Below are 26,545 nucleotides of genomic sequence, written 5' to 3'. Positions count from 1 at the left end.
GTGCGAAAGTGTTGAATGTACATGGGGTCGTTGTACCCATCGAGCCGGGCGAAGTTTCGCCCGTCATCTGGCAGGCGCTGAGCAGCGGCAGCTATGAAGCCAAGGAAGCCCGTACGATCAAAAAGGCCGTGAAGGCCAGCGACCGGGTTCTGGAGCTGGGATCCGGCATTGGCATCATCACCTCCCTGATAGCACGGATCGACGATGTGGCCGTCTGGGCCTTCGAGGCCAATCCGGCAACCGCCTCGCTTGCGCGGCGCGTGCTTGATGCCAACGGCCATGACAATGTGGTCCTGTCGCAAGGTATTTTGAGCGCCGGTGAAACCGGCACCTTCCGCTTTTACGTGCGCAAGGATCTCTGGATGTCGTCCATGGACGAAAATCAGGGGCCTTATGAAAGCACAATTTCCATCACCTCGACCAATATCGACCAGTTCATCGCCAGCCATGGCATCAATGTACTGGTGATGGATATCGAAGGCGCGGAGCGCGATTTGCTCAAACTGGCCGAACTGCCGGGCGTCGAGCGCATTTTTCTGGAGCTGCACGACCATCTTTACGGTCTGGCTGGCATTCGCGATATCACCCATGCGCTGGCCGAAAAAGGCTTTGCCTATGACCCGCGCGGCTCGCAAGGTCCTTGTGTGCTGTTCGCGAAAGATGACGGCGCGCGCGAATATGAACCGGAACCCGATGCGCCTTTGATGTAAGGCCCGTTCGTTTCAACGAAAACAGCCCCGGTTTGGATCGAACCGGGGCTGTTTTCATTTTATCGCTGCTGATTGCGATCAGAAATCGCGCAGCTTGCGTGCCGTGTCCTGCAACAGCGTGAACGCCTCGAAACGGCGATCATGCCATTTTACCCGGTCGGAATCGGGATGGTTGACCTCGCCCAGTTCGGACATGGCTTCCATCGCCGTCGCGAGGTCCGGATAGGCGCCGCCCGCAACTGCGCCAAGCATGGCTGATCCAAGCAGAACCGGTTCCGGCGAGGTGGAAGCCGCAATGACGAGACCCGTCGTATCGGCCAGCACCTGACGCACGAGAGGCGAACGCGCCGCGCCGCCGCTGACAACAATGGTATCCGTCGCAATACCCTTGGCCTTTTGCGCTTCGACGATCTGGCGCGCGCCATAGCCAAGCCCGCAAAGACCGGCCAGATAAAGCGCTGTCAGGCTGTCGATGCCCGCATCGAGATCAAGCCCGGCAATGACAGCACGGGCGTCCGGGTCCGCGAATGGTGCACGATTGCCGAGAAATTCCGGCACGACATGAATGTCGCCGATGATCTCAGCCGTCTTTGCAGCACCGCCGCGTGCTTCCACTTCGGAAGCAAGACGGTCTGCAAGACCTTTGCCTTCAGCCGCAGCCTGCTTTTCCGCCTCGGCTGCGAAGGGATGCATATGGATCAGATGATCGATAGCTGCACCTGCTGCCGACTGACCGCCCTCATTGAGCCAGAGTCCTGGCACCATGGCCGAATAATATGGCCCCCAGACACCATCCACGAAAACCGGCTGTTCGGTCGTGGTCATGGTGCAGGCCGATGTGCCGAACACATAGGCCATGCGCGACAATACCTTGCCCGCATCGCCGCGCGCGCCGACGGTGCCAATACCGCCCGCATGAGCGTCGATCAGACCGGCGGCAATCGCGATGCCCGGCTTGAGGCCAAGTTCCGCCGCGGCCTGTTCGCTCAGAACACCAAGCTTCTCCCCGCCAGCGCAAACTTCCGTGCCGATGCGCACAAAACCCTCATCCGCCAGTTCGCCAAGGCCCACTTCGCGGAAATAGGCATCGTCCCAGCGATTTTCATGGCTGAGATAGGTCCATTTGCAGGTGACCGTACAGGCCGAACGCGCAAGGCTGCCGCACGACTTCCAGGTGAGAAAATCGGTAAGGTCGAAAAACTGCCAGGCGGACGCAAAACTTTCCGGCTTGTTTTCCTTCAGCCAGAGGAGCTTTGGCGTTTCCATTTCCGGCGAAATGGTGCCGCCGACATAGTCGAGCACCTTGGCTTTGGTCGCATTGATGCGCTCGGCCTGTTCGACCGCGCGATGATCCATCCAGACAATGATGTCGCGGGCCGGATCATTCGACGGGCCAACGGCGAGCGGCTTGCCGCCCTCGCCCAGCACCACGAGAGAGCAGGTCGCGTCATAGCCGATACCGGCAACGCTGGCCGGATCGATCCCAGCGGTCTTCACCGCCTCGCGCACGCTTTCGCAGACGGCCTGCCAGATATTGGCGCTCGACTGTTCAACAATGCTGCCTGCCTCGCGCCACATCGTAATGTCGCGCTTGGCCGAAGCCAGCATTGTCCCCCTGGCGTCGAACACGCCAGCACGGGCGCTCCCGGTGCCGACATCGACGCCCAAATAATAATGAGTCATGGTCTCCGACCCGTTCTTGAGCATTTCCAGCAAAAATGCGAAGCGGCTTTGCGTAGGATAATGCGTAAAAACAACAAGATAGAGCGTTTCCCCGATTCCGTTTTAACCGGAACCGCTCTTGAAGAAATTACAGATCGAGGCTCTGCGGCACGATGACGAGATCGCGAATGGTGATGTTGCGCGGACGCGTCAACATAAACATGACCGATTCCGCCACTTCCTTCGGCTCCATCAGGCTGCCATTGGCCAGTGCTTCTTCAAGCTTTGCCTTCGGCCAGTCGCTGATCAGCGCGGTCACGACCGGGCCGGGCAGAACACCGCCGACGCGGATGCCATGCGGCGCAACCTGACGGCGAACCGTATGCACGAAAGCCTGCACGGCATGTTTGGAGGCCGTGTAGATCGGCTCCCAGATCACCGGCACAACACCGGCCACCGAGCTGGTCATGATGATATCGCCTGTCTTGCGCTCCATCATATGCGGCAGCACGGCATGAACCGTGCGGAACGCCGCATTGATGTTGAGGTTCAACATGCGATCCCAGGCATCCGGGTTACCTTCCCAGAGCGGGCCGCCGATATAAGCGCCCGCATTGGCATGGAACACATCGAGCTGACCAGCCTGTTCGAGAATCTGCGGCACCATGGTGGCAACCGATTCCGGGCTGAGCAGATCAATGACCAGCGGCTTTGCCTTATCGCCAAGCTCTGCGCATTTTTCCTTCAGCGCCTTCTCGTCACGATCAACGAGAAACACAGTCATGCCTGCTTCGACCATATGCTTTGCGCATTCAAAGCCGATGCCGGAAGCCGCGCCGGTCACCGCTGCAACTTGTCCTTTGAGATCCTGGGCCATTTGGAGAATCCTTCTATTTGTTAGGCGCGACCGTGCGACTGGCGCGAGCGGCGTGCAAGAGAATCGACAATCACAGCAATTGCCAGCACGGCACCGGTGATCATATAGCGAAGCGACGACGACAGATCGAGCAAGGTCAGACCGCTGGCAATCGACTGGATGACGATGATGCCGAGCAGGGCCGACCAGGCGCTGCCGCGACCGCCAAACAGGCTGGTGCCGCCAATAACCGCTGCCGCAATGGCGTTGAGGTTGACGTCGCCCGTACCGGCCTGCTGGCTGGATGATGCCAGACGCGATGCGGCCAGAATGCCGCCCGCCGCAGCCAATACCGAACAGGTGACGAAGGCAGAGATATAGATGAAGGTCACGTTGATACCGGCACGGCGCGCGGCTTCACGATTGCCGCCAACAGCCTGCATGGCGCGGCCCCAGCGGGTGCGGGTCAGCGCATAGTTCATGGCAACCACAAGTGCTACGAACAGACCGAACATCCACGGCACGCCACGCGACTGGTTGAGATAGAATACCGCGCCACCGACAATGAGTGTGATCACGATGGCCTTGAACGCGATACCGGCAACGGACGGCGCCGAAAGCCCCGCTTCACGACGGCGCTGCGCCGAGCGGAAACCAGTGAAGAAGATCGCGAGGCCTGCAATCAGCGCCAGCGCATAGGAGAGTGGGCGCGGCATCACCAGAAGCTGGCCGAAGCTGACGAGCCAGGAGCCGTAAGGCAGGTTGATCGAGCCAGTATTGCCTAGGAGATAGAGCTGCAAACCGAGTGCGGCGAGCAGGCCCGCCAGCGTCGATACGAAGCTTGGCATGCTGAAGCGGTTATAGAGGAATGCATAGAGCAGGCCGATCAGCGCGCCCGCGCAAAGGGCTGCGACAATCGCCAGCGCCACCGGCCAGCCATTATTGACCCACAACACGCCGACGATAGCCGACGCAAGACCGCTGACGGAACCAACAGACAGATCAATTTCGCCGAGCATCAGAATGCACACGATGCCGAGCGAAATGACGCCGATGGTCGAGCAATCGAACAGCAGGTTCACAAGGTTATTGCTCGACAGGAAAACCGGGTTCAGCGTCTGGAACACGGTCCAGATAATGACGAGGCCGACAATAACGGGAAGCGAGCCGAGATCGCCCGAGCGGACGCGGTCGAAGAAGCTGCGCAGCGCGCCCGAAACGCCTTCATCATGACGCACGCGGGCATCCTGCCGGTCGAGGGGGGTATTTCCGGTTGTCTGGTTCATTATGCTTCTCCCCGGTCATGGGCGTCATCGTGCTGTGCCTGACGTCGTTCGGCACGGCGGGAAACAGAATTGCTGGTTGCGCCGGTGATGGCGGCAACCAGTTCCTCGTTCGATGAATCCGGATAGAAAACACCGTTATTGCGACCGAGACGCAGCACCACGATGCGGTCTGCGACAGCGCGCACATCTTCCATATTATGGCTGATCATCAGCACGCCGAGACCGCGATCACGCACGCGCTCGATCAGATCAAGCACTTCCGCCGTCTGCGCAACACCAAGTGCGGCGGTCGGTTCGTCGAGCATGATCAGCTTTGGATCGAGCAGCAGCGAGCGCGAGATCGCGACGGTCTGCCGCTGGCCGCCCGAAAGCGAGGCGACCGGCTCGCGGACGCTCGGGATACGGGCAGAAAGCTCATTCAAAAGCTTCCAAGCCTTGATTTCCATCGACACTTCATCGAGACGGTAGGGGCTAAGCTCCCGGCCAAGAAAAATATTGGCCACGACATCGAGATTTTCGCACAGCGCCAGATCCTGAAAGACCGTCGCTATGCCAAGGTCGAGCGCAACGCCCGGCGAGGACAGCACAACCTTCTCGCCATTGAATTCGATCGTACCCGAACTCGGCTGGTGCACACCTGCGAGCGTCTTGATGAGCGTGGATTTTCCGGCGCCATTGTCGCCAACCAGCGCCACCACTTCACCCGGATAGACTTCCAGATCGATATCTGTCAGCGCAGAAACCGCGCCGAAATTCTTGGAAATGCCGCTGAGGCGCAGCACGGGCTGCGACGATGACGTCGCCGCTTTGTTTTCCTGGGACATTTTTCACTTTCCCCGACATATCGCACGATATGCCTTTGCGCACGAAACACAGCACATCCCGAAAAATGTGAAACGGCTTTCGGACAAGATGTGCGTAAAAAAGGACGCCCGACCGGAAAACCGGCCGGGCGGATCGTTGCTTAGTTCGTGATACCGAGCTTCTTGCAGCCATCGGCATAGCGATCAACGCACAGCGTTGCTGCTGGAACAACGTTCTTGTCGATGATTTCGGCCTTGAGGTTTTCAGCCGTCACAACCGCCGGGACGAAAAGCTTCGAAGGCGTGTTGTAGAGCGTCGTTTCAGCCTTCGGCGTTTCGCCGTTCAGCAACTGGGCGGCAATGCGCGCAGCTTCCGAAGCAACGATTTCAGACGGCTTGTTGATGGTGTTGAACTGGTCACCCGAAATGATCAGCTGAAGCGCCGCAATCGTCGCGTCATTGCCGGTGATCGGCGGCAGCGGATCGATGCCAGCAGCCTTCATGGCAGCAATCGCACCGCCTGCGGTGCCGTCATTGGCAGCCACAATGCCGACGATCTGGTCGTTGAAGCGGGTGATCTGGCCACTCGCCCACTGCTGAGCCTTGCTTGGCGCCCATTCCGGCGTGTCATACTCGGCCAGCGTCTTGTAACCGCTGTCCTTCAGACCGGCATGAATGCCTTTCTTGATGAGACCGGCAGCCGCATCGGTCGGCGAACCGTTGATCTGGAGAACACCGCCCTTGTCGGTCGGCACGTTCTTGGCCTTCAGGTCCTTGATGAGCGATTCAGCAATCGACTTGCCAATGGCTTCATTATCGAACGAGACGTAGAAATCCGACGTCGCATCCGGGATCGGACGGTCATAGGCGATGACCTTGATATCCTGCGACTGGGCCAGCTTCACGAGCGAAGCGGCTGCTGCCGTGTCGACAGCATCAAGAACGATCACCTTGGCACCCTGCGAAATGACCGAATTGAACTGCTGCTGCTGCTTGGTCGCATCGCCATCGGCGTTGAGATAAAGCACCTTGCAGCTTTCGCAGAGCTTCTTCATTTCTGCTGCAAAACCTGGGAAATCGCGCTCTTCATAGCGCGTGGATGCCTGATCCGGCATCAAAAAGCCGACCACCGCGTCCTTGACTTCCGCATGAGCCGTCGTAGCGGCCATCATCAGCACGCCAGCCAGCGCGCCTGTCATCTTCGATACCTTCATGACTCTCCTCCTAGTGATTGTCTGTTTTTCTGGCATCCGACCGGGAATTTCGCCTGCAAGAGACGGCTTTACATGCGCTGAAGCCAACGGCTCGCTCGCCGGACATCCTCGAAAATTCAATCCGTTTTCGAAAGGATGTGCGTGAGCACGGATATCTAGAGCGCCGATCCGATTCAAACAGATCGAAACGCGCTCCAAGCAGCCGTTTTCAGAAATTCACGCGCTTCGCATTGCCTCCACCTGCCAGCACCGCCATCTCCCGTCAGGCGGCGGCATCTCGTCCCCGGCCTCTTCCCGGTTGGAGATGCTGTAACTTTGCACAACAATTTGCACAATCGATTGTGCAAGCTGATAATGCGCCAGCCCCCAAAATCTGTCAACACGATTCAGCGGTGTATGCGATGACGATGTCGGAGTGCTTGTAACAAAACGAGCTTGGAAAAATGCAGCGCGGTTCCGTTCAGAGCTGCGCCAGCAGCATGTATTTATTTGATATCTTTCAGACTATCCACCGGCAGCGCGATAGCCGAACGCGGCGCAATTAATCTGGGCATAACCAGATGCAGCTCCGGTTCCGTGACGTGCTTTTCCATCAGATCGAAGGCTTTGGCGATCATGCCTTCAACGTCCTGCTGGATTGAAATCACCGGAAACGACAGGAAAGATGCAAAGGGATCATAGTCGTAACAACCGACCACGAGATCGTTGAGCTGCTCATGCGGATGCTCGACCATATAGCGCAGCAGACCCTCAAGATTGATTGAGGAATTGACGAACAGACCACGCGGCAACCGACCATGATGCTTGCGATAGTCATCGAGCGCTCGCAGCGTATTCGACGGCGAATAGCCGGTGTGGAAAACGCAATTTTCCGGATCGGAACCCAGCACGGCCTGCTTGGTATGATGAAAACCGCGAATACGCTGGCGGGTGGATTCGTCGTTGCGTCCGCCGAACAGACAAAGCTCCATCGGCTGCAAAGGTTCGCGATCTGCAAAATGCGCGATGATCGCTTCCGTCAGCATGCTGCCACCGGCAAAATTGTCGGTGGTCACCGATGGAGCCTTCGCTCCCGGCAGATCGATATTCACATGCGGGATCGCCGCCTGCTCGCATAATTCATGCAGGCTGTCCGGGTCCGTTGCGCCACAGATAAACAATTCATCGATGGAATAGGAAATCAGCGTTTCCGCCGTTTCGCGTTCTTCGTCCGGGTCGCGCCCCGCGCTGACCACGACTGGGCAGAGGCCCCGCGCGCGGACATGCGCTTCGAATGTCTGCGCCATGGAAGAGAAAAAGCGGTTGTCGTGCAAAGGCAGCAGCAGCCCGACAAGGCCGGAGCGGGAATGACGCAACCCCTGTGCCTGACGATTGGCGGTGTATTGGTGCTGCTCGGCAAGATTGAGGATAGACTCCGCCGTCGCCTGACTGATCCTGCGCTTGCGCCACGTACCATTGAGCACGGCACTGACCGTGGAAGGCGAGCTTCCCGACAGAACAGAAAGGTCGTAAATCGTCGCCTTCTTCTTGTCGCGGCGCATTCTGTCTCCCTCATTTCGCAATATAGAAATATCGATGATCAGCGGAAACTGGAACAGGTTTCTCTGCTTGCTGATACTGGACCCACAGAGTTGACGTTCAGCGGTTCATCCGGCTTTACCCGATGCGACAGCAATCATGTTTCGCGATAACCCGGTCAATCGCGTCGATAAACTTCACGCATGGCGCAGTTTTTAGCATCGCATTCCTTAAGCGAGCAATCTGGTCAGCTACAATATTCCCTGAACACATTGCGCTGCTCCAAGCGTCCGGTTGCGCAGATCGGGCGCCGGGTTGCCATGCCAAACACTGGAAGAAGGGTCTCTCATGTCCACCAATGGAAAGCCGCTCGATTTTCTCTGGTTCATCCCGTCTTCGGGTGACGGCACCTATCTGGGGACCGACGCGCTGAGCCGCCCTTCCGACCCCGCCTATTTCAAGGAGATCGCGCAGGCAGCGGACCGTCTCGGCTATTCCGGCGTTCTCATCCCGACAGGGGTCGCTTGTGAAGAATCCTTCGTTCTGGCCGCTAATCTTGCCGCCTATACGGAAAAACTGAAGTTTCTCGTAGCGATCCGTCCCGGCGTCGCCTCGCCTGCTTATTATGCCCGCCTCGCCTCAACACTCGATCGCGTGTCTCACGGCAGGCTTCTTCTCAATATCGTCGTTGGCGGCAGCCAGCAGGAACTGGCTGGCGACGGCATTTTTCTGCCGCATGACGAGCGTTACGACCATGCCGACGAATTCTTTCAGGTCTTCAACGATCTGATCGAAACCGGCCACGGCAATCTCGACGGCAAATACATCAAAGCCCACGATGCAGCTCTTGGCCTGCCGCCGGTGCAAGCCCGCCCGCCTATCTATTTCGGCGGTTCTTCACAGGCCGGTATCGATTTTTCCGTTGGTCTCGTCGACAAATATCTGACCTGGGGCGAACCCCCGGCACAGGTCGGCGAAAAGATCGCCGCCGTTCGCAAAGCGGCCCAGGCAAAAGGTCGTGACGACCAGATATCCTTCGGCATTCGTCTTCACTTCATCGTTCGCGAAACGGATGATGAAGCGTGGGAAGCCGCCGACCGTCTCATTTCGCATCTCGACGATGAAACCATCGCCGCAGCCCAGCAGGTCTTCCTGAAAAACTCCGATTCTGTCGGTCAGGCCCGCATGGTCGCGTTGCACAATGGCCGCCGCGACAAGCTGGAAGTATCGCCCAATCTCTGGGCGGGCATCGGCCTCGTCCGCTCCGGCGCCGGGACCGCACTGGTCGGGTCGCCGCAAACCGTCGCCGCCCGCCTGCGCGAATATCAGGCACTGGGCATCGATACGGTGATCGCCTCCGGCTATCCGCATCTGGAAGAAGCCTATCGCGTTTCTGAACTCCTGTTTCCTGAACTGGGACTGGAAGGACCGCGCAACCAGATCCGCTCGTCCTTCGGCAAAAAACAGGTCTTTGGCGGCGGCGGACATGGGGGTAATGTAAAGGTCGCTTCCGGCTCGTGAGATCTGAAATGCTGACGAAAGCCCATACCGGCACCGTCGCCATTATCGGCGGCGGTTTTACAGGCGCAGCAGTCGCGCTGCATCTGGCGCGACATCCGCACGTCGCTGGCTGGCGGATCGTGGTTATTGAACCACGCGAGAAGCTTGGGCGTGGCCTGGCCTATGATACGTTGGAACCCGTGCATCGCATCAACGTGCCTGCCGACCGGATGTCCATCCTGCCTGACGAGCCGCAAGATTTCAGCAACTGGCTCGCAGAAACCGGGATACTGGAAAGCGATCCGGATGCTTTCAGTCTGGACGGCGCGCCCTTCCCGGCCCGTACAGTCTTCGGGCTTTATGCATCGTCGAGACTGGAGCCTCTGATTGAGGCCGGCCGCGTGGAACATCGCCGCACCCGCGCCGTACATGCGACCAAGGATAACGGCTTCTGGACAATCGAAACCGAAGATGGCGAGCCTGTTGTTGCTGATGTCGTTGTATTGGCGGTTAGCCATCCAGCTCCATCCCTGCCGGCTGTGCTGGAGCCGGTCAAGGAGCATTCGGGGCTGATTGCCGACGCAACGCGCCCCGGCGCGCTGGATAATGTCCAGTCAGACGACCGCGTGCTGGTGGTGGGCAACGGGCTGACGGCAGCCGACGTCATCGCCACGCTGAAAGCACATGGCCATAAGGGGCAGATCGTTTCGATTTCCCGGCGCGGCCTCCGTTCTCGCGGCCATCCCCGCACCACCCATGATCCTTATGGCGACTTCATCGCCCAACCGTCGCTCAGCGCTTCAAAATTGTTGCATCGGGTCCGCAAAACCATTGAGGCTGCTCAAGCCGAAGGGTTGAGCTGGCATCCGGTTCTCGATGCGGTTCGCCTTCAGGGACAGGACATTTGGCAGGCTTTGCCCGTTTCAGAACGCCGACGCATCGCGCGGCATGTTCGCCCGTTCTGGGACGTGCATCGCTTCCGCATTGCCCCACAGGTGGAAAACGCTCTGGATCACGCTATCGCCGATAGCAGCCTGTCTATCCGTGCGGCCTCGGTACGCAGCGCGGCTGCCGATGGCGACATTTTGCGTATCGGCCTCAAGGACCGTCGCACAAGCGAACTCGATATTCGCGACGTGGACAAGGTCGTCGTCACCACCGGCCCCGGCCATGGTGGCATTCTCGGATCGCAGCCGTTGCTTTCAACGCTTGCCGAAGCAGGACATCTGGCTCTTTGCCCGACCGGACTCGGTCTGCTCTGTGACCGGCAGAGTCATGCAATCTCTCCATCGGGCTTCGCCGATGAAACACTGCTGATCGCTGGACCACTGGCACGAGGAACCTTCGGCGAGCTGATGGGGTTGCCGCAGGTCAGTGAACATGCCGTTCTCGTTGCCGGGATCATTGTCACGTTGATTGCTGAACGCGACCGTGCCCTTGAAAAGGCCGCGGTCTGATCTTTCAGGATTTGGCTGGCTGTATGCGGGCCAGGTGATCGTGAATATGCTGGTGCAGGTTGGAAGCCGACATGGGGTCATGCCCCGGCACCTGTTTCAGCTCGCGCAAATCCTGCGGCGAAACATCATAGCGATCCTTGAACAACCGGGTGAACTGCGCCCGGTCCGAGAAACCACATTTATAAGCGATTTCTTTCAGTGTTTCCGCCTTGCCTTTGCTATGGATGAGGTAGCGGTAAGCCAGGTCCAGACGCTTTTGGCGGATCAATTTGGTAATGCCGTCATCCTGCTCGAATTGCCGGTACAGATGCGAGTGTGAGAGTTTGAAATGCGCCATGATGGTCTTGGGGCTCAAACGCTGGTCGCGAATATTCAGATCGATATAGTCCATCACTCTTTGCCGCATTGATTGATCAATGGCGCTCGATTGCGCGGGAGACAGCGCCACGCCATTCACGGCCGCCACCAGCAACAGGACAAGCGCTTCCTTGATCCCCGGGATTTCATTTTCCTGAATGAAGTCGAGTGCACCATCCAGACTCAAAATGAAGTCGAACAGCACCTGATTGATGTTCAAGTTCCGCGGCAGAATCAGTCCATGAAGATCCTTTGACGGAAACCATTTATTCAGTTCAAAACGCGGTATGGCCAGTGTTACCCGCGAACCAGCTTCCTTTCGACTATCCAGCACTTTGGTAAGGTCCATGAAAAACATGTCACCGGGCTGAACATAAACATTCGTACCGTCGAAATCGCCGGTATATTCCCCTGACAGGACAAGCTGGAGCAGGCAGATATCCAGATCGGTGCGCGCAATCATCTCCGGCGTCCGTCGGCAAATCTGCTCATTGAACGTCGTGTCGCCCAGAACCATGCTGTCGAAAAGCCGCGAGCGGATTGTCCCGATCAGTTCAGTCCCGACATTCTCGTCCGCAGGAGAAACTTCATATATGAGTTTCGATACTTCCTGCCAGAAAGCATTGCGAGATCTTTCATCCACCATATCGGTTGATAGAAAAAATTCCGGCACAGTTTACCAGCCATTCTTCGAGCCACTCACAAATATTGAGGGCAATTATTACTTCATAAAAACGGCCGGAGAGCGCCAGGCAATCGTTCCAAATGACAGGCTCCAACCGTATTCATGAATTTCTCACGAAAAAACCAATCAGAATAAAGCAAAGAGAACCAGCAACAGGAACCTCCGCTTTTATAGTTCTATATAAATACAAAAATTTTTCGATTTCGATTTCCAAATAAAATCTAATATCTTTCGGCGTGTATTAGATGAAGATAATTTTTAATATAATATGGGACAAATACGTATTGCCGTCCCTCAGTTTTTACATATAGCTCATAGTTGAGGAGAATATATATACATGTTTCATTATGAAACAGGTAGAACCTTACAGATATGTAGAGACTAATTTCTTCCAAAGGCGGCTTCTTAACAATCGGAAAAGCTCACACTTTTCGGAATCTGGATTCCTGCCACTCTCATGCTGGCCACCCAATCCTTTCAGATACAGGATCTCGCGAATGGACCACGATCAGTCAAGCCGGTTTAGCTTTTCACGGCGTTCGTTCTTAAAGGCGGCAGGGGCTTCTGCAGCTGCCGCCATTGTTCCGGAAATGGCCTTTGCAGAGGGCAAAACTTTTCCAGCCGGTATCAAGTGGGGCGCCGCATCTGCGGCAGCGCAAGTGGAAAGCCGGGCAGGTCGTGGCCGCAGTAACTGGGACGTTTTCGCGGATATCTCCGGAAGAATTCGTGACGGCTCCTCCAATGTAACGAACACGCAATTCGAAACGCTCTATGCAGAGGAACTCAACCTGTTGTCAAAAGCGGGGTTGAATGCCTTTCGCTTTTCCTTCCACTGGTCGCGCATCCAGCCTGAAGGACCGGGAGCCCCGAGCATCGCAGCACTGGATATGTATGATCGTATGGTTGACGAAATGCTGAGGCTCGGCCTCGATCCTATGGTGACCATTGTGAATTTTGAGAACCCTCTGTGGGCAGGTGATTTTCGCAATCGTGACATCATACAATATGCAGCCGATTACACGGAAATCATCACGCGCAAATTTGGTGACCGCATCAAGCTCTGGATCGCCATGAACGAGCCCGGCACCGTTTCCACCTTTGGCTACGGATCGGGGCGGTTCGCGCCGGGCTACATATCCTTGAGAGCGATGGGGGATGCAATCCACCATCAAAATGTTGCGCAGGGCCATATTATCTCCACCGCCCGTGCAAACCTGCCGAAAGACGCCAAAGTCGGCACCACGCTCAATCTCCAGACCGTCCGCTCAAAGTCGAACTTCCCAGAGGACGAAAAGATCGTCCGTACCATGGATGCCTACTGGAACACAGCCTATCTCGATCCGCTGTTCGGCCAGGAATATCCGCAAGAGGTACGTGCGCTGGTCGCCCCAGTCATCCGACCAGGGGACATGGAAATCATTGCCGCCAAGCCGGATTTCCTTGGTGTAAATTATTACTCACGCTTTTTTGTCAAAGCCGAGCCGCACACGCCACTTGGTTTCGTGCAGGACACTCCTCCGGATAATCTCAAACTCACCAAATATCTGCCCTACGAGCCAGATGGCTTTTCAGAAACGCTGCTACGTGTCCACAACGGTTACGGTGCCCCTGACATTTACGTCACCGAATTTGGTTTCCCTGTCGACGAACCTAATACTGCCGTTAACGGCGTTGTCGAAGACACAACGCGGATAGAATTCATCAAGGGCTATGTCGAAGAAGCCTATAAGGCGATGCAGAAGGGTGTCAATCTGAAGGGACTGGTCTACTGGTCTTCGACGGACAACTGGGAATGGAACGAAGGATTTGCAAAGAACTTCGGCCTGATAAAAGTTGACCCCAAAACACAGAAGAGGTGGCCGAAGCGCAGCCTCGAATATCTCGGAAAATGCAGCAAAACAAACAGCATCGTTTGAACGCACTACCGATCGGTTTTCTCTGAAAGCAAATTATTGGGTTCTCATCCATCATACCGGTGCTTGACACGCTGATACAGACTTCAAAGTCAACGTGTGGGCACCGGTGTTGATGTTCTGACGTGCAGAGATTTTGGGGGAAGCGAATGGCTCGTGGGTGGTATTTTCTCGTTGCCGGAACAATTCTTGCTACATTTTTGACTGTCGAAGCACGGGCCGAAAACGTCAGCGACAGGATTGAGTTGCAGCATGGATGGCGTCTTATCCAGGATGAGGACGCCAAGGCAGCGCAGGTGGATGTTCCGAATACGCCGCTGGGCGATAAGGGCTATGCCATTCAGACCATGCCATCCACAGTTCTGAATACACTCAGCAAGGCCGGTGTCTATAAGGACATCTACTATGGCGACAATCTTGCCAAGGTGGACAATACGCTCTGGAAGCACCAGTGGTGGTACCAGACCAAGCTAAATATTCCAGAAGGCCATGACCATTATACGCTGATTTTCAACGGACTGAATTATCGCGGTGAAATCTGGTTGAATGGCCAGAAAATTGCGGGGTCTGACGCGGTTGTCGGTATGAGCCGCAAGTACGAATTTGACGTCACGCGATATGTTCATCCGGGCATGGATAATCTGTTAGCGGTCAAGATTACGCCCGAGCAACGTACGCCCAGTCTTACTTTGGGTGATACGCCGGGATCGGGTAAGCATGAAGGCGTCGACCTGACCGATACCTGGATGGATTGGATCAATCTCAAGTATTTTGGTGATCCTTCAACCAAGACCTCCTTCGTTCCCGATAAGGGTGCTGGGATCTGGCGCAAGGTCTATCTGACCTATGGCGGTGACGTTGCTCTGCGTGCCCCCTATGTCAAAGCCGACTTGAAGGTGCCGGATCTTCAAACAGCCAAGCTCGATGTCTATGCCAATCTCGTCAATCGCTCTTCCAAACCCGTCGCAGGCGTGCTGAGCGGCGAAATCACCCGCGAAGGCAAACCCAGCATTCGTCTTGAAAAGACTGTTACCCTCAACGGAAACGAAACCCGAGAAGAAAGCTTCACGCCTGAGCAAATAAAGGCTTTGACAATCGACAAGCCCGATGTCTGGTGGCCATATATATGGGGCAAGCCAAACCTTTACAATTTGAAGCTCACCTTTCGCATCGGTGACAAGGTTTCCGGCGCCACGACGACCGATTTCGGCATACGCAAGATTACGCAGCACCGCGACAAAACTCAGCTATTTCCGAAGTTCAAAAGCTCCGGTAGTTTCTACATCAAGGTCAACGGTCGCGATTATCTGATCCGCGGCGCGGCCTACACCCCCGACCTGTTGTTCGACAACAATCCGCAGCGGGATCGCGACATCATCCGCTATGCGAAAGACCTTGGCATCAACATGCTGCGCTGGGAAGGCAAGTTCGCCGATGATGATATGCTCGAACTGGCCGATAAGGAAGGCATTCCCGTCATGCGCGGCCTCATGTGTTGTGGGGCATGGGAGCTATGGAGTCATTGGGATAAGGAAGACTATGCCGTTGCTTCCGCCACCGTCCGGGACATGATCCTGGACTACCGTTCGCATGCTTCGGCGTTTATCTGGGCGAACGGCAGCGACGGTCTTCCGCCGGTGGATGTCCTTGGAAAGTACCAAAGCATCTTGAACGAATTGCACTGGCAGAACGCCGTTGTCGATACCGTATCCGCACGTAATGCTCACTGGAGTGGTATCCACATGGCGGCCCCCTATTCCTGGCGCTCGCCCGCCTTCTGGTTCAAGGGTAGTATTGTTGGCGCGATGGGCTCTATCGCCGAAGCCGGCAATGACGAGACTGTGCTGCCTCTGGAGAGCCTGAAGAAATTCCTGCCAGCAGACAAGCTCTGGCCGATCAATGATTTCTGGTATATGCGCGCCGGTTCCGCGCCCGGCAATAGAACGCTGGATAGCGCCAAGGCCGCCGTTGAAAATCGATATGGTCCGTCGAACAGTGTCGAAGATTTTGCACGCAAGGCGCAGCTCACCATCTATGAAAATGTCCGTGCGCAGAATGAAGCCTATGGCGCACTTGGTGGCGACACCCACAAGATGACGATCTTCTGGATGCTGAATAGCCACTGGCCATCCTTCTTTGGTCATCTCTTCGACTATTATATGAAGCAAGGTGGCGGATATTTCGGCGCCAAAAAAGCCCTGCAACCGCTAAGCGTGGTTTTTGACGGCTATGCAACGGGCGACCACTCCAAAGCCAACATCTACCTCGTCAATCAGACACTGGAAGATCAGAAAAACCTGATCGTCTCAGCGCGCCTATATGACATCAACGGTAAGCTCCAACACGAAAAGAACGTGACCGTCAAAGAGGCCAGACCCACAACGTCCACAATCGCTATGACGCTGCCCCGTTATGAAGACATGGGCACGGTCTATTTCGTCCGGCTGCAAATCCGCAATGACAAGAATGACGTGTTCGCAGAGAACACGTATTGGCAGTCGGCTAAGGACGACATTCCCGAGGACATGGATCCGAACAACATGATGGATGCCATGATCCTGAAGCAGAAACAGTGGGCCGACCTTACCCCGCTCAACACAATGCCGAAGGTGGAGCTCCAGACAGAACTCAGGGAAATCGAGCCGCAAGGGGACTTGCGACGGTTCCGGATTTCGCTGACCAATCCAACCGATCACGTCGCTTTCTTTGTGCGAGCCCAGCTACAGAAGGACAGTAATTCCGGTGAGATTCTGCCGATCACCTATGACGATAATTACGTCACGATCTATCCCCGAGAGACCCACGAAATCATCGCAGAAGTCACCAAGACACAGATTGAAGGGCTGAACCCGATGGTCGCAATCGAAGGCTACAACCTCCACTGATTGCCGCTGAGACAAACATACCGCCAAACATCTAGACTGGAGCAGGCTCATGAAATCAGTGATCGGACACATCAAGCCCCTTCTTTGTTTCATTCCAATGGTGTTGCTCTGTTTCAGTGCGCAAGCAGCCGAAAACGGGCTCGGCTTCTATCTGTTGGGGTCGAAAGGCCCTCTCGCGGCAATCCTGCCTGCACCGGGCGTCTATCTGCAGAATGACACATATTTTTACCGAGCAAGTGCTGGTGCGTCCGCACCTCTGCCGCTTGGCGGGGTCGTTGGCTTCGGTGTCAATGCCAAAGCCGTGGTCGATCTCCCGACCTTCATATGGTCCACGCCCTACGAGTTATTGGGAAGTCGGCTGGCCTTCGGTCTGACCACCCCCTTCGGTCATCAAAATGTCGATGCCGATCTGGTGTATGGTCCCTATTCCGGCGACATCGATAATGGCGTCACCAAGATCGGTGATCCTATTGTCACCACAACAATTGGCTGGAGTGATGGTGACTTCCATTGGAGTCTCAATGGAATGGTCAATATCCCTATTGGCGACTATGAGAGAAACTCGCTCGCCAACATTGCCTTCCATCGTTGGGCTGGAGATATGTCTGCCGCTGGTACATGGTTCGATCCGGCGCGCGGCCTCGATATATCGGGCGTTGTAGGCTTTACCCTCAATGGAGAAAATCCCGAAACAGATTACCGCACGGGGACTGAATTCCACATCGAAGGCGCTATCTCGCAATATCTCTCGAAACAATTTTCGTTGGGCGCCATCGGTTACTATTACCAACAGATCAGCGATGACAGTGGCAGCGGCGCGATACTCGGCGGCTATCGCGGACGTGTTGCGGCGCTCGGTGTAACCGCCAGCTACAACTTCGAACTCGACAAGACGCCTGTGCAGGCACGCGTGAAGCTCTTACGTGAGTTCCATACTGAAAACCGGGTCGAAGGTACTTCAGCATTCCTGACGCTGTCGGTCCCACTTTATGTCAGTAAATGATGGACACCTTTATTCCATGGTTAAGTGTGGCGAACTGAAAGAAGCAGACCGGCACGGTTGATCGCCGTTTTCAGTACAGCGGCCCCCACGGAAGTATACGCGGAACTGCCTTTATGAACCCGCTTCAAAGAACAGCGACTCATTCAGATAAAATTTAATATTAGTAAATTTTAATTTTGATAATACTTAATTATACAAAGTACTACGATGATAATTTTTGATATTACAAATATCATTCATATGGATTACCTTTATAAGAGATTCTATTCGCAAAGAAAGAGCCGCCATGTTAACGCGCTCCAAAGTACAATTTAAAATTGCGCTCTCGTGGCGACCCCAAACGGGCAGCTCTGCCTAAGATGTACCCTCCGACACTATTCTGACCCCATGGGGTCAACGCCGAATCGTTCAACAATGATGCGAGCCTTCTGAAAACAACCCGATCAGTCCCAAACAGGCGGCAAGCACTCCGGGTGGAGATGCGCGACCTAAAGACAATTGGCCTGATCGCTCCTTGAAATATGCAGGATAATTTGATGCGCACATACCGATTGCACAAGCTGGCAGCTTTTCTTTCTGCGAGCACGGCGCTGCTCGGACTAACCCATACAGCAAACGCGGCAGACATCTATTATACCGGTCCAGCAACAGGTGGTCTCTGGGGAACAGTATCCAACTGGAGTAGCGGCACTCTGCCAACAGCTACTGACACCGTCGTCATAAAGCCAGGCACACAAAGCATAACAGTAAACTCTGGACAGAATTATTCTATTGGTAAGATAAGCGTCCCCGATGGCGCCGTCCTGAACGTCAACGGCATCGGTGGAACTGGTAATGTGGGGAGCCTGACGATTTATGGCGTCAATGGCGTTGGCTTTCAATATTCTAGCAGCAGTGTGGCGGCTGGTGGGCCGAGAGCGTTCCAGTTGGCAAATGATGTTGAATTTATTGTCGATAATCCCAACGGCAGCACAGTAACCATCGCCAATTTGGGTTCTATTGGCCTCAATGACAAAACACTCACTTTCAATACGGTCAACGCAAACAATACGATGAGTGTAGGGGGGGCGGTGTCAGGGAGTGGTGGCATCGTAAAAACTGGTGACGGCCTGCTTTGGACGGCTGTGAGCAGCCATACTTACACGGGAAAAACCGACATTCAATCAGGCACGTTGGCCCTCCGTTCATCAGCAAGCCTGAACACATCCAGTCTCATCAATGTAGATGGAACATTTGATATTAGTGGACTGGGCGCCACTACTACATCCACATCGATCCAAACCCTGACCGGCGCAGGCGGGGTCTGGCTTGGCGCTAAGACGCTCAATTTCACAAACGCAAGAACGATTTTCGCTGGTAGTATCAGCGGTACGGGCGGCATTACGGTGAGCGCTGGCAATCTCGCGCTGTCGGGCACAAACAGCTATAGCGGCGCCACGACGATTGCAGCGGGCGCTCGACTTCAGCTTGGCGCGGGCGGCGCGACGGGCAGTCTGGCCAGTCAGCAAATCATCAATGGTGGTGAACTGGCATTCAATCGAAACGATGCACTCAATTTCAGCACCGATATTTCAGGAAACGGCGGCTTATCGCAGATTGGCACGGGTACCACCACTCTATCGGGCACCAATACCTATAGCGGCAACACCAATATCGATGCTGGAACCCTGAAAGCCGGTTCGGCAAAAGTATTCAGCACGACATCGGCATTTGCGATATCGTCGGCAGCAACGCTCGACCTCAATAGTATGGATCAAACGCTGGCCGCCCTTACCAATGCAGGCAACGTCAACTTCGGTACATCGACGGACAATATTCTCCACATCGCCGGCAATTATACCGGCAACAACGGTATGCTGACGATCAATGCAGTGCTCGGAGACGATACATCGGAAACCAACAAGATCGTTATCGATGGCGATACGTCGGGTACCACTCTCCTTCACGTCAATAATCGCGGTGGAACAGGTGACGCGACCACGTCCGGCATTGAGGTGATAACAGTCGGCGGCAGCTCCGACGGCGACTTCATACTGGATGCGCAATATCGCACGGGTGGCAAGCCAGTCATCGTGATCGGCGCGTATGAATACGGCCTGTATAAAGGTAACGCCCAGGGTCAGGACACCAATGACTGGTATCTGATCTCCAAGAAAACCCCAGACGACCCCAAGCCAGAACCAACCCCCACCCCAAATCCAAATCCAAATCCAAATCCGGAAAACCCCAATACAGACCCCGAACCAAAACCGGAGGCCAAGTTGCAAGCTGGCGCGCCGGTCTATGAGGCCTATACGCAGCATCTGCTCGGCATGAACGAGGTCTCTACGCTGCGCCAGCGCACCGGCAATCGTGTATGGGTGGGACAGACGGCAGAGCCTGGCAAAGCAACCTCAATGGGTAATGGTGTCTGGGGCCGCATCGAAGGCGTGCACAATCGCCTCGAACCAGATCGCACGACGACCGGCACACAAACTCACCAGAACATCTTCAAGATGCAGGCCGGTATCGATGGCGAATTTCTGGAGAATGAACAGGGCAGCCTGATCGGCGGCATCTTTGGTCAGTATATGCATGGCAAGACCAGAACATCGTCACGCGACTTTGTATCCGGCGACATTTCGACCGACGGTTACGGTCTCGGCGGGACGCTGACATGGTATGGCGAAAACGGCTTCTATGCCGACGCACTGACACAGGCCACCTGGTACGACAGCGACCTGACCACATCAGCCGAAGGTGCCGCCGCACTCGCCACGGGAAGCCGCGCTTTTGGCTATGCGGTCTCTCTGGAAAGCGGCCAACAGTTGTCCATCAACGACCGCTGGTCCGTCGCGCCGCAAGGGCAACTGGTCTATTCGTCAGTGGATGCCGACAACTTCATCGACGGTTTCGGCAGCGCCGTCCGGTTTGATCGCGGCGAAAGCCTGCAAGGCCGTCTCGGCCTCAATCTCGATTACGCATCCTCCTGGCAAAACGCCAAGGGGACAACCGACCGCGCCAATCTCTATGGCATCGCTAACCTTTATTACGAATTCCGCGACGGAACCCGTGCCGATCTGGCAGGTGTCCGTCTGGCGAGCCGTCAGGACCGTCTGTGGGGTGGGCTCGGCGTCGGCGGCACCTATAGCTTCGACAATGAACGCTATTCCCTGTTCGGCGAGGGGCTGATCAACACCAGCCTGAACAATTTCGGCAACGGCTACGCGCTGAAAGGCAATGTCGGCTTCCGCGTCCACTGGTAACCGCATAACAGAGCGGCTTCGCGATCACGAGGCCACTCTCAATTTTGTTACAGTCCGGATTGAACCAAATCGCCAGAGCCGCGTTTATTAAGCATTCGTTAACCATAACGGAGGCTGTCATGCTCTGGTACTACAGACTGGAAAGCAGTTTTGCCGCCGCATTCGTGATCGCTGCGGCAGTCACACTCTGGTTGATGTGAGGCGGAGGCCTTTACCGTCCACTTTATCCATCATCACAACAACGGAGGACCACCCTATGCAGTGGCTCCATTGGATTGCGTTTGGAATGATTGCCGCCATGCCTGTTGTCGTGTTCGGCATTACCTATCTTGAAGTCGGTCGCAAATGATCTTTGTTAAGCTGGCAAGGCAAAATCTGTCTTCGGGCAGGTGATGCCTTGCATGCATAATGTCGTTCTCTTTCATGAGACGCAGAACCACAATTTCGGATGACTTCTGTGTATGCAGCCCTTATGCACAGGAGAACGATTTTTGCTGGTTTTGCTGCATGAAAGGACATCACGATGAGCGACGCCATCCTGATTACGGTCGATGAACTGTTCGAACTCGTGAAGGACACCCTCCGCAACGCCAAATTCAGCGACGCCCATGCAAGCGCGATCGCGCGCACCATCGTGGCGGCAGAGCGCGACGGCTGCAAATCGCATGGCATTTACCGCATCGAAGGCTGCCTGCGCACCGTCAAAAGCGGCAAGGTAGTCACCGACGCCGTGCCGGTGCTGACCGTGGACGACAGCGCAGTTGTGCGCGTCGAAGCCCATGGCGGCTTTGCCAATCTCGCTTTCGAAACCGGCAAACCCGCGCTGATTGAACGGGCGCGCAAGCTCGGTTTGGCCGCTCTCGTCATCAATGATTGCACCCATTTCGCCGCCCTGTGGCCGGAAGTGGAAGCGCTGGCCGATGAAGGCCTCGCCGCCATGGCCATGTGCCCGAGCTATGCGACCGTTGCGCCTGCGGGTGGCACCAAGCCGCTTCTCGGGACCAACCCGTTTGCTTTCGGCTGGCCGCGCCCGGGCGAAAACCCCTATGTGTTCGATTTTGCAACCAGCGTTGCCGCGCGCGGCGAACTGGAGCTTTACCGCCGCGCTGGCAAGCAATTGCCGGAAGGCTGGGCTGTCGATGCCGACGGCAAACCGACCACCGATCCGGAAGCCGCCCTTGCAGGCGCGATGCTGCCCTTCGGCCAGCACAAGGGTTCTGCCATCTCGACCATGATCGAACTGCTGGCTGGTTCCATGATCGGCGACTTCAGCAGCCCGGAGGCTCTCGCCTATCTTGGCACCACGACGATTGCGCCGCGCCATGGCGAGCTAGTCCTCGCATTCGACCCGACGCGCATGGCTGGCGGACGCCTCAATCCAATCCAGCACGGCGAAATTCTGCTTGAAGCCATCGCCGGTCAGGGCGCCCGTCTTCCGTCGCAGCGCCGTTTCGCCGCCCGCCGTGAATCGCTCTCAAAGGGCATTTCACTCACCCAGTCGGAAATGGATCACCTCGAAATGCTGCGTCAGAAAGGCCTCGACGCCATCGCCTAATTTCGAATTTCAGCCAAACAAAAACCCCGCCATTTGGCGGGGTTTTTTATTTGCGGATCTACAACATTCAGGCTGCGTATTTCGCGACAACGCCGCCCTGCTTGATCCAGGCTGCATACCAGGTCTGGAACAGTTTCAGCTGTGCTTCGCAATAACCGCGCTGGGCATCGGAAAGCTTGTCCGTTTCATTGAAATGCAGTTCGTATTCCGGGTTTCCGGTGACGACCATCATATGCTTGTAGAACAGAACAAGGTCTGGGCCTTCATCGAAGGATGACAGCACGCCGAGCGCGGCTTCCAGTTCAAGCGCAGCGACGCGGGCTTCAACATCGCCGGCAGCGGCAGCCTTCGACAGCGAAACCAGATGCTGAACTTCCTTCGGCAGCACATTGCCGATACCGGTGATCGCACCCTTGGCGCCGCAATTGACGAAGCCGTGGAACACGCCGGTGTCGACGCCAACCATCAGGGTCACATCATCATCGGCGCTGGTGATGTTTTCAGCAGCATAGCGCATGGCTTCCGCACCACCGAATTCCTTGAAACCGATCAGGTTCGGATGCTCGGCGCGCAGCGCGAAGAAAAGATCGGCGCGGGTTGCAAAGCCATAATAAGGGCTGTTGTAAATCACAGCCGGAAGATCGGGCGCAGCCGCCAGAATGGCCTTGAAATGCGCCTTCTGAGCCGAGATCGACGAGCCGCGCGACAGAACACGCGGGATAACCATCAGGCCCTTCGCGCCAACTTTCTGGGCGTGGGCAGCATGAGCGGCAGCCGAGGCGGTGTTGACGGCGCCGGTGCCGACGACCACAGGCACACCAGCCTTCGCAAGCGCCTCAACGCCAACCATGCGCTGTTCGTCGGTGAGAAGCGGCCAGTCACCCATCGAGCCGCAATAAACGACAGCAGACATGCCAGCGGCGATCAGTTCCTTGCCCTTGCGCACCAGCGCATCGAAATCCGGCGAGCGGTCTGGCTTGCATGGCGTCATGAGTGCGGGGATGCAGCCGGAAAAAATATCAGAAGTCATGGTCCTGTCCTTGAATCTCTTCAACGCGTTTTTCAATCAACCAGTGTCTACAACCGGCTTCAGCAAGCCTTGTATGAAAACAAATATACACAATGTATTTTTCTTGTCGACTAAAATTTCAATTGCAACTACGATCTAATCACCATCACAAAGGATAGCGCGCGCGAAAGCATGCCTCCCCGCTCTTCCCGCCCTGCCCCTTTCAATAAAAGGACACGCCATGAGCAAAGCACCATCCAGCCAATCGGCGAACCAATCAGCCGACCGCAAGAAGGGCTCGGGCGTCAAGATGGTCTATGATGTGCTGCGCGATGAAATCATCGATCTTTCGCTCGCGCCTGGCAGCCCCATTGACGAGAACCAGCTGGCGGAACGCTTTGCCATGTCCCGCACGCCAATCCGCGAAGCGCTGGTCAGGCTTGCCAGCGACGGCTTTGTGACGACACTGCCCAACCGCTCGACGGTGGTATCCAATATCGACTTTTTAAGCCTGCCCGCCTTTTTCGACGCGATCACGCTGATGTATCGCGTCACGACGCGGCTTGCTGCGCGTCACCGCACCAAAGCCGACCTCAAGATCATTCGCGCCCATCAGGAAGATTTTGCCAAGGCCGTACGCGCCCAGAATGCACTGGACATGATCTCGACCAATCGCGATTTTCACGCGGCGATTGCCGAAGCCGGGCGCAACCCGTTCTATACGAGTTTTTTCGCGCGCCTTCTCGATGAAGGTCGCCGCCTGCTGCGCCTTTATTATTCGTCCTTCTCGGACCAGTTGCCGGAACAATATGTGACGGAACACGAGGACATGATCCGCGCCATCGAGGAGCAGGATGTCGAAACCGCCGACCTGCTGGGCAAGGCCCATGGTGACCAGATCGTGCAACAGATACGCAAGCTGATCGCCGAGGATCGGCGTGACATCATGGATCTCTGATTAACCGCCATTCACCAGCGCGAGCACAAGCTGCTGCACATTGCCGCCATTGCCCATCTCGACACGGTCGAAATCACGGCCATGCGCGCGCTGCACGGCAACCAGATCGGTGATTTCCTTGATCAGCACCTTGCGGATTTTCTGACATTTCGGGTCATTGGGCACAGAAAGCCCGACCGTTCGGCGCACGATTTCGCGCGTCATGTCCTTGGCGCTGTCGCCATGCACCAGCTCATGCTTGCGAATGCCTTCAATGAAAACGTCCCAGTTTTCGCGCACCGGCGACGGCAGCTTTTCCGACGGTTTCGGCAGCGTGTAGGTGATTTTCAGCTTCGGTTTTGCAGCCAGGATCGTGCAGGCATTGTTGCTGTGATCGAATTTGCGATCCCAGGTCAGCACATAGGTCGTATGGGCGATCACCCGTCCGATCCCGATCTTCGGTCCGCGCTGGCCGATGGATCGATAGAGATCAATGCCGGTCTGTCCTGTAATGGCGTAAGGCTTGACCTCTTCAATCGCCTTCCAGTCGTCCTCTGCATGGGCAGGAAAGGCCGCGAGAAATGCAAGAATTGCCAGTCCAACGATTTTCTTCACGACCACTCCGTCACTAAAACACAGGCTGCAACTTACAGGACCCAATTGCATTCCAGAAGCCATGCATTTCGTTTCAGGAACCTATTGTCCACAGTGACGCAAATCGAAGGAGATTGACTCCCGCCAGCCGTCATCGTTTGATCGCACCATGCATGGGGGTTCTGCGGGGTGGCATTTTGCCAGAGCAAGGAAAAACCATCTCATTGAACATAGAAACTGGAGTTGCGTTGTGCTCAAATCCACCAGACGGGGAATAATTCATCTTGCCTTTGCTCTTGCCGCCACGACGGCCATGGGCACTTTCGCCACGGCGGCGGAAGCCAAGGACAAGATCCTGCTCATCATCAATGGCGCGCTCGGCGACAAATCGTTCTTTGATTCCGCCGCCAAGGGCATGAAGATGATCAAGGATAAATATGGCGACGATGTCGAGACCAAGATCCTCGAAATCGGCGACGATCCGACCAAGTGGGAGCCGGTCTTCCTCGACGCTTCCGAACAGGATTGGGATCTGATCATCGGCGGCACCTACCAGATGTCGGAAACCGTCGGCTCGGTTGCAAAGCAGTATCCGGACAAGAAATACGTTCTCTACGATGCCAGCGTTCCTTACGAGGAAGGCGGCTATGACAACGTCTATTCGATCCAGTACAAGCAGAATGAAGGCTCCTATCTCGGCGGCATGCTGGCAGCCTCGCTGCTGAAAGACGGCAAGCTCGGCGATACGGGCAAGAATCTGGGCTTCCTCGGCGGCATGGACATCCCCGTCATCAACGACTTCCTCGCCGGTTATATCGCCGGTGCGCAGTCGGTCACGCCGGATGTGAAGATCGCCATTTCCTATGCCGGTTCCTTCATGGATGCCGCCAAGGGCAAGGAACTCGGCCTCGCACAATATCGCTCCAATGTGGCGCTCGGCTTTGTGGTTGCGTCGCAGACCGGCCTCGGCCAGCTTTCGGCGGCCAAGGAAACCGGCAAATATGTTCTCGGCGTCGATTCCGATCAGGAAGCGATCTTCAAGGACAGCGACCCGGCCATTGCCAAGCAGGTTGTCAGCTCCGTTCTCAAGAATGTCGATGTCAGCCTTTTGCAGGCCTATGACCGCTTCAAGGCGGGCGACCTGCCTTTCGGCAAGGCGGAAGCGCTCGGCCTGAAGGAAGGCGCGGTCGGCATCGTGACAGACGACAACATGGCCAGCATGGCCAGCCAGGAAACCAAGGATGCCATCAAGAAGGCTTCCGACGAGATTTCCGAAGGCAAGATCACGGTTCCGACCGGTTTTGGCCTCAGCACCGAAGATCTCAATGCGATGCGCAACAAGGTTCGTCCCTGATC

At 56.0% G+C, this 26,545-nt stretch carries 19 protein-coding genes; 10 read left to right on the top strand and 9 right to left on the bottom strand.

Annotated features, from left to right (window positions below; genetic code table 11):
• The first annotated feature begins 8 nt into the window (after window positions 1-8).
• Window positions 9-710 (top strand): FkbM family methyltransferase, encoded by a 702-nt coding sequence (locus ACTJKP_RS05705; protein ID WP_440629986.1) that lies wholly within the window; start codon window positions 9-11, stop codon window positions 708-710.
• Between the two features lie 78 nt (window positions 711-788).
• Here ACTJKP_RS05705 and ACTJKP_RS05700 read toward each other — a convergent pair whose 3' ends face one another.
• From ACTJKP_RS05700 to ACTJKP_RS05675, 6 genes are all read right to left on the bottom strand, one after another.
• Window positions 789-2,393, bottom strand: coding sequence for an FGGY-family carbohydrate kinase (locus ACTJKP_RS05700; RefSeq protein WP_440629985.1), 1,605 nt, complete (start codon window positions 2,391-2,393; stop codon window positions 789-791).
• 127 nt (window positions 2,394-2,520) lie between these two features.
• A complete protein-coding gene (locus ACTJKP_RS05695; protein ID WP_440629984.1) occupies window positions 2,521-3,249 on the bottom strand; it encodes an SDR family oxidoreductase in 729 nt (242 codons plus the stop codon).
• A 20-nt stretch (window positions 3,250-3,269) separates the two neighbouring features.
• Complete coding sequence (locus tag ACTJKP_RS05690; protein ID WP_078338991.1) at window positions 3,270-4,514, bottom strand: sugar ABC transporter permease; 1,245 nt, start codon at window positions 4,512-4,514, stop codon at window positions 3,270-3,272.
• Window positions 4,514-5,338: an ATP-binding cassette domain-containing protein gene (locus tag ACTJKP_RS05685; RefSeq protein ID WP_138783453.1), complete on the bottom strand. Its 825-nt coding sequence runs from the start codon at window positions 5,336-5,338 to the stop codon at window positions 4,514-4,516. Before ACTJKP_RS05685 ends, ACTJKP_RS05690 begins: the two co-directional genes overlap by 1 nt.
• Window positions 5,339-5,478: 140 nt before the next feature.
• Entirely contained in the window at window positions 5,479-6,531 is a 1,053-nt protein-coding gene (locus ACTJKP_RS05680; protein ID WP_078338993.1) for an ABC transporter substrate-binding protein, read from the bottom strand.
• Between the two features lie 485 nt (window positions 6,532-7,016).
• Complete coding sequence (locus tag ACTJKP_RS05675) at window positions 7,017-8,072, bottom strand: LacI family DNA-binding transcriptional regulator (protein ID WP_440629983.1); 1,056 nt, start codon at window positions 8,070-8,072, stop codon at window positions 7,017-7,019.
• Window positions 8,073-8,397: 325 nt separating this feature from the next.
• Between ACTJKP_RS05675 and ssuD the strand changes: the two genes are divergently transcribed.
• Window positions 8,398-9,570, top strand: coding sequence for an FMNH2-dependent alkanesulfonate monooxygenase (gene ssuD / locus ACTJKP_RS05670; RefSeq protein WP_440629982.1), 1,173 nt, complete (start codon window positions 8,398-8,400; stop codon window positions 9,568-9,570).
• Window positions 9,571-9,578: 8 nt separating this feature from the next.
• Entirely contained in the window at window positions 9,579-11,006 is a 1,428-nt protein-coding gene (locus ACTJKP_RS05665) for an FAD/NAD(P)-binding protein (RefSeq protein WP_440629981.1), read from the top strand.
• 4 nt (window positions 11,007-11,010) lie between these two features.
• Here the strand turns inward: ACTJKP_RS05665 and ACTJKP_RS05660 are convergent, their stop codons facing one another.
• Window positions 11,011-12,009, bottom strand: coding sequence for a helix-turn-helix domain-containing protein (locus tag ACTJKP_RS05660; RefSeq protein ID WP_440629980.1), 999 nt, complete (start codon window positions 12,007-12,009; stop codon window positions 11,011-11,013).
• A gap of 386 nt (window positions 12,010-12,395) precedes the next feature.
• On the opposite strand from ACTJKP_RS05660, the gene ACTJKP_RS05655 reads away from it, so the two are divergent.
• From ACTJKP_RS05655 to ACTJKP_RS05635, 5 genes are all read left to right on the top strand, one after another.
• Window positions 12,396-13,964, top strand: coding sequence for a glycoside hydrolase family 1 protein (locus ACTJKP_RS05655; protein WP_440629979.1), 1,569 nt, complete (start codon window positions 12,396-12,398; stop codon window positions 13,962-13,964).
• A gap of 146 nt (window positions 13,965-14,110) precedes the next feature.
• The gene (locus ACTJKP_RS05650) at window positions 14,111-16,846 is read left to right on the top strand and encodes a glycosyl hydrolase 2 galactose-binding domain-containing protein (protein WP_440629978.1); all 2,736 of its coding nucleotides are present in this window, start codon (window positions 14,111-14,113) and stop codon (window positions 16,844-16,846) included.
• 49 nt (window positions 16,847-16,895) lie between these two features.
• On the top strand, window positions 16,896-17,849 hold the full coding sequence (locus tag ACTJKP_RS05645) for a SphA family protein (protein ID WP_440629977.1): 954 nt from the start codon (window positions 16,896-16,898) through the stop codon (window positions 17,847-17,849).
• A 536-nt stretch (window positions 17,850-18,385) separates the two neighbouring features.
• Window positions 18,386-21,094, top strand: coding sequence for an autotransporter family protein (locus tag ACTJKP_RS05640; protein ID WP_440629976.1), 2,709 nt, complete (start codon window positions 18,386-18,388; stop codon window positions 21,092-21,094).
• A 523-nt stretch (window positions 21,095-21,617) separates the two neighbouring features.
• Window positions 21,618-22,649: an Ldh family oxidoreductase gene (locus ACTJKP_RS05635; protein WP_138783443.1), complete on the top strand. Its 1,032-nt coding sequence runs from the start codon at window positions 21,618-21,620 to the stop codon at window positions 22,647-22,649.
• A 67-nt stretch (window positions 22,650-22,716) separates the two neighbouring features.
• On the opposite strand, the gene ACTJKP_RS05630 is transcribed toward ACTJKP_RS05635, so the two are convergent.
• Complete coding sequence (locus ACTJKP_RS05630; protein WP_440629975.1) at window positions 22,717-23,679, bottom strand: dihydrodipicolinate synthase family protein; 963 nt, start codon at window positions 23,677-23,679, stop codon at window positions 22,717-22,719.
• Window positions 23,680-23,899: 220 nt separating this feature from the next.
• Here ACTJKP_RS05630 and ACTJKP_RS05625 point away from each other — a divergent pair, with 220 nt between their 5' ends.
• Window positions 23,900-24,616 carry a GntR family transcriptional regulator gene (locus ACTJKP_RS05625; protein ID WP_440629974.1) on the top strand — a complete coding sequence of 239 codons (717 nt, stop codon included), beginning with the start codon at window positions 23,900-23,902 and terminating at the stop codon, window positions 24,614-24,616.
• Here ACTJKP_RS05625 and ACTJKP_RS05620 read toward each other — a convergent pair whose 3' ends face one another.
• Entirely contained in the window at window positions 24,617-25,210 is a 594-nt protein-coding gene (locus ACTJKP_RS05620; protein WP_440629973.1) for a DUF922 domain-containing Zn-dependent protease, read from the bottom strand. It lies immediately after the preceding gene.
• Window positions 25,211-25,439: 229 nt separating this feature from the next.
• On the opposite strand from ACTJKP_RS05620, the gene ACTJKP_RS05615 reads away from it, so the two are divergent.
• Window positions 25,440-26,543, top strand: coding sequence for a BMP family ABC transporter substrate-binding protein (locus ACTJKP_RS05615; RefSeq protein WP_440629972.1), 1,104 nt, complete (start codon window positions 25,440-25,442; stop codon window positions 26,541-26,543).
• Window positions 26,544-26,545: the final 2 nt, after the last annotated feature.

The organism is Brucella sp. 22210, assembly GCF_052045675.1.
GTDB lineage: Bacteria > Pseudomonadota > Alphaproteobacteria > Rhizobiales > Rhizobiaceae > Brucella.
The sequence above is the reverse complement of the archived record's forward strand: the minus strand, read 5'-3'. Positions and strand labels throughout refer to the sequence as shown.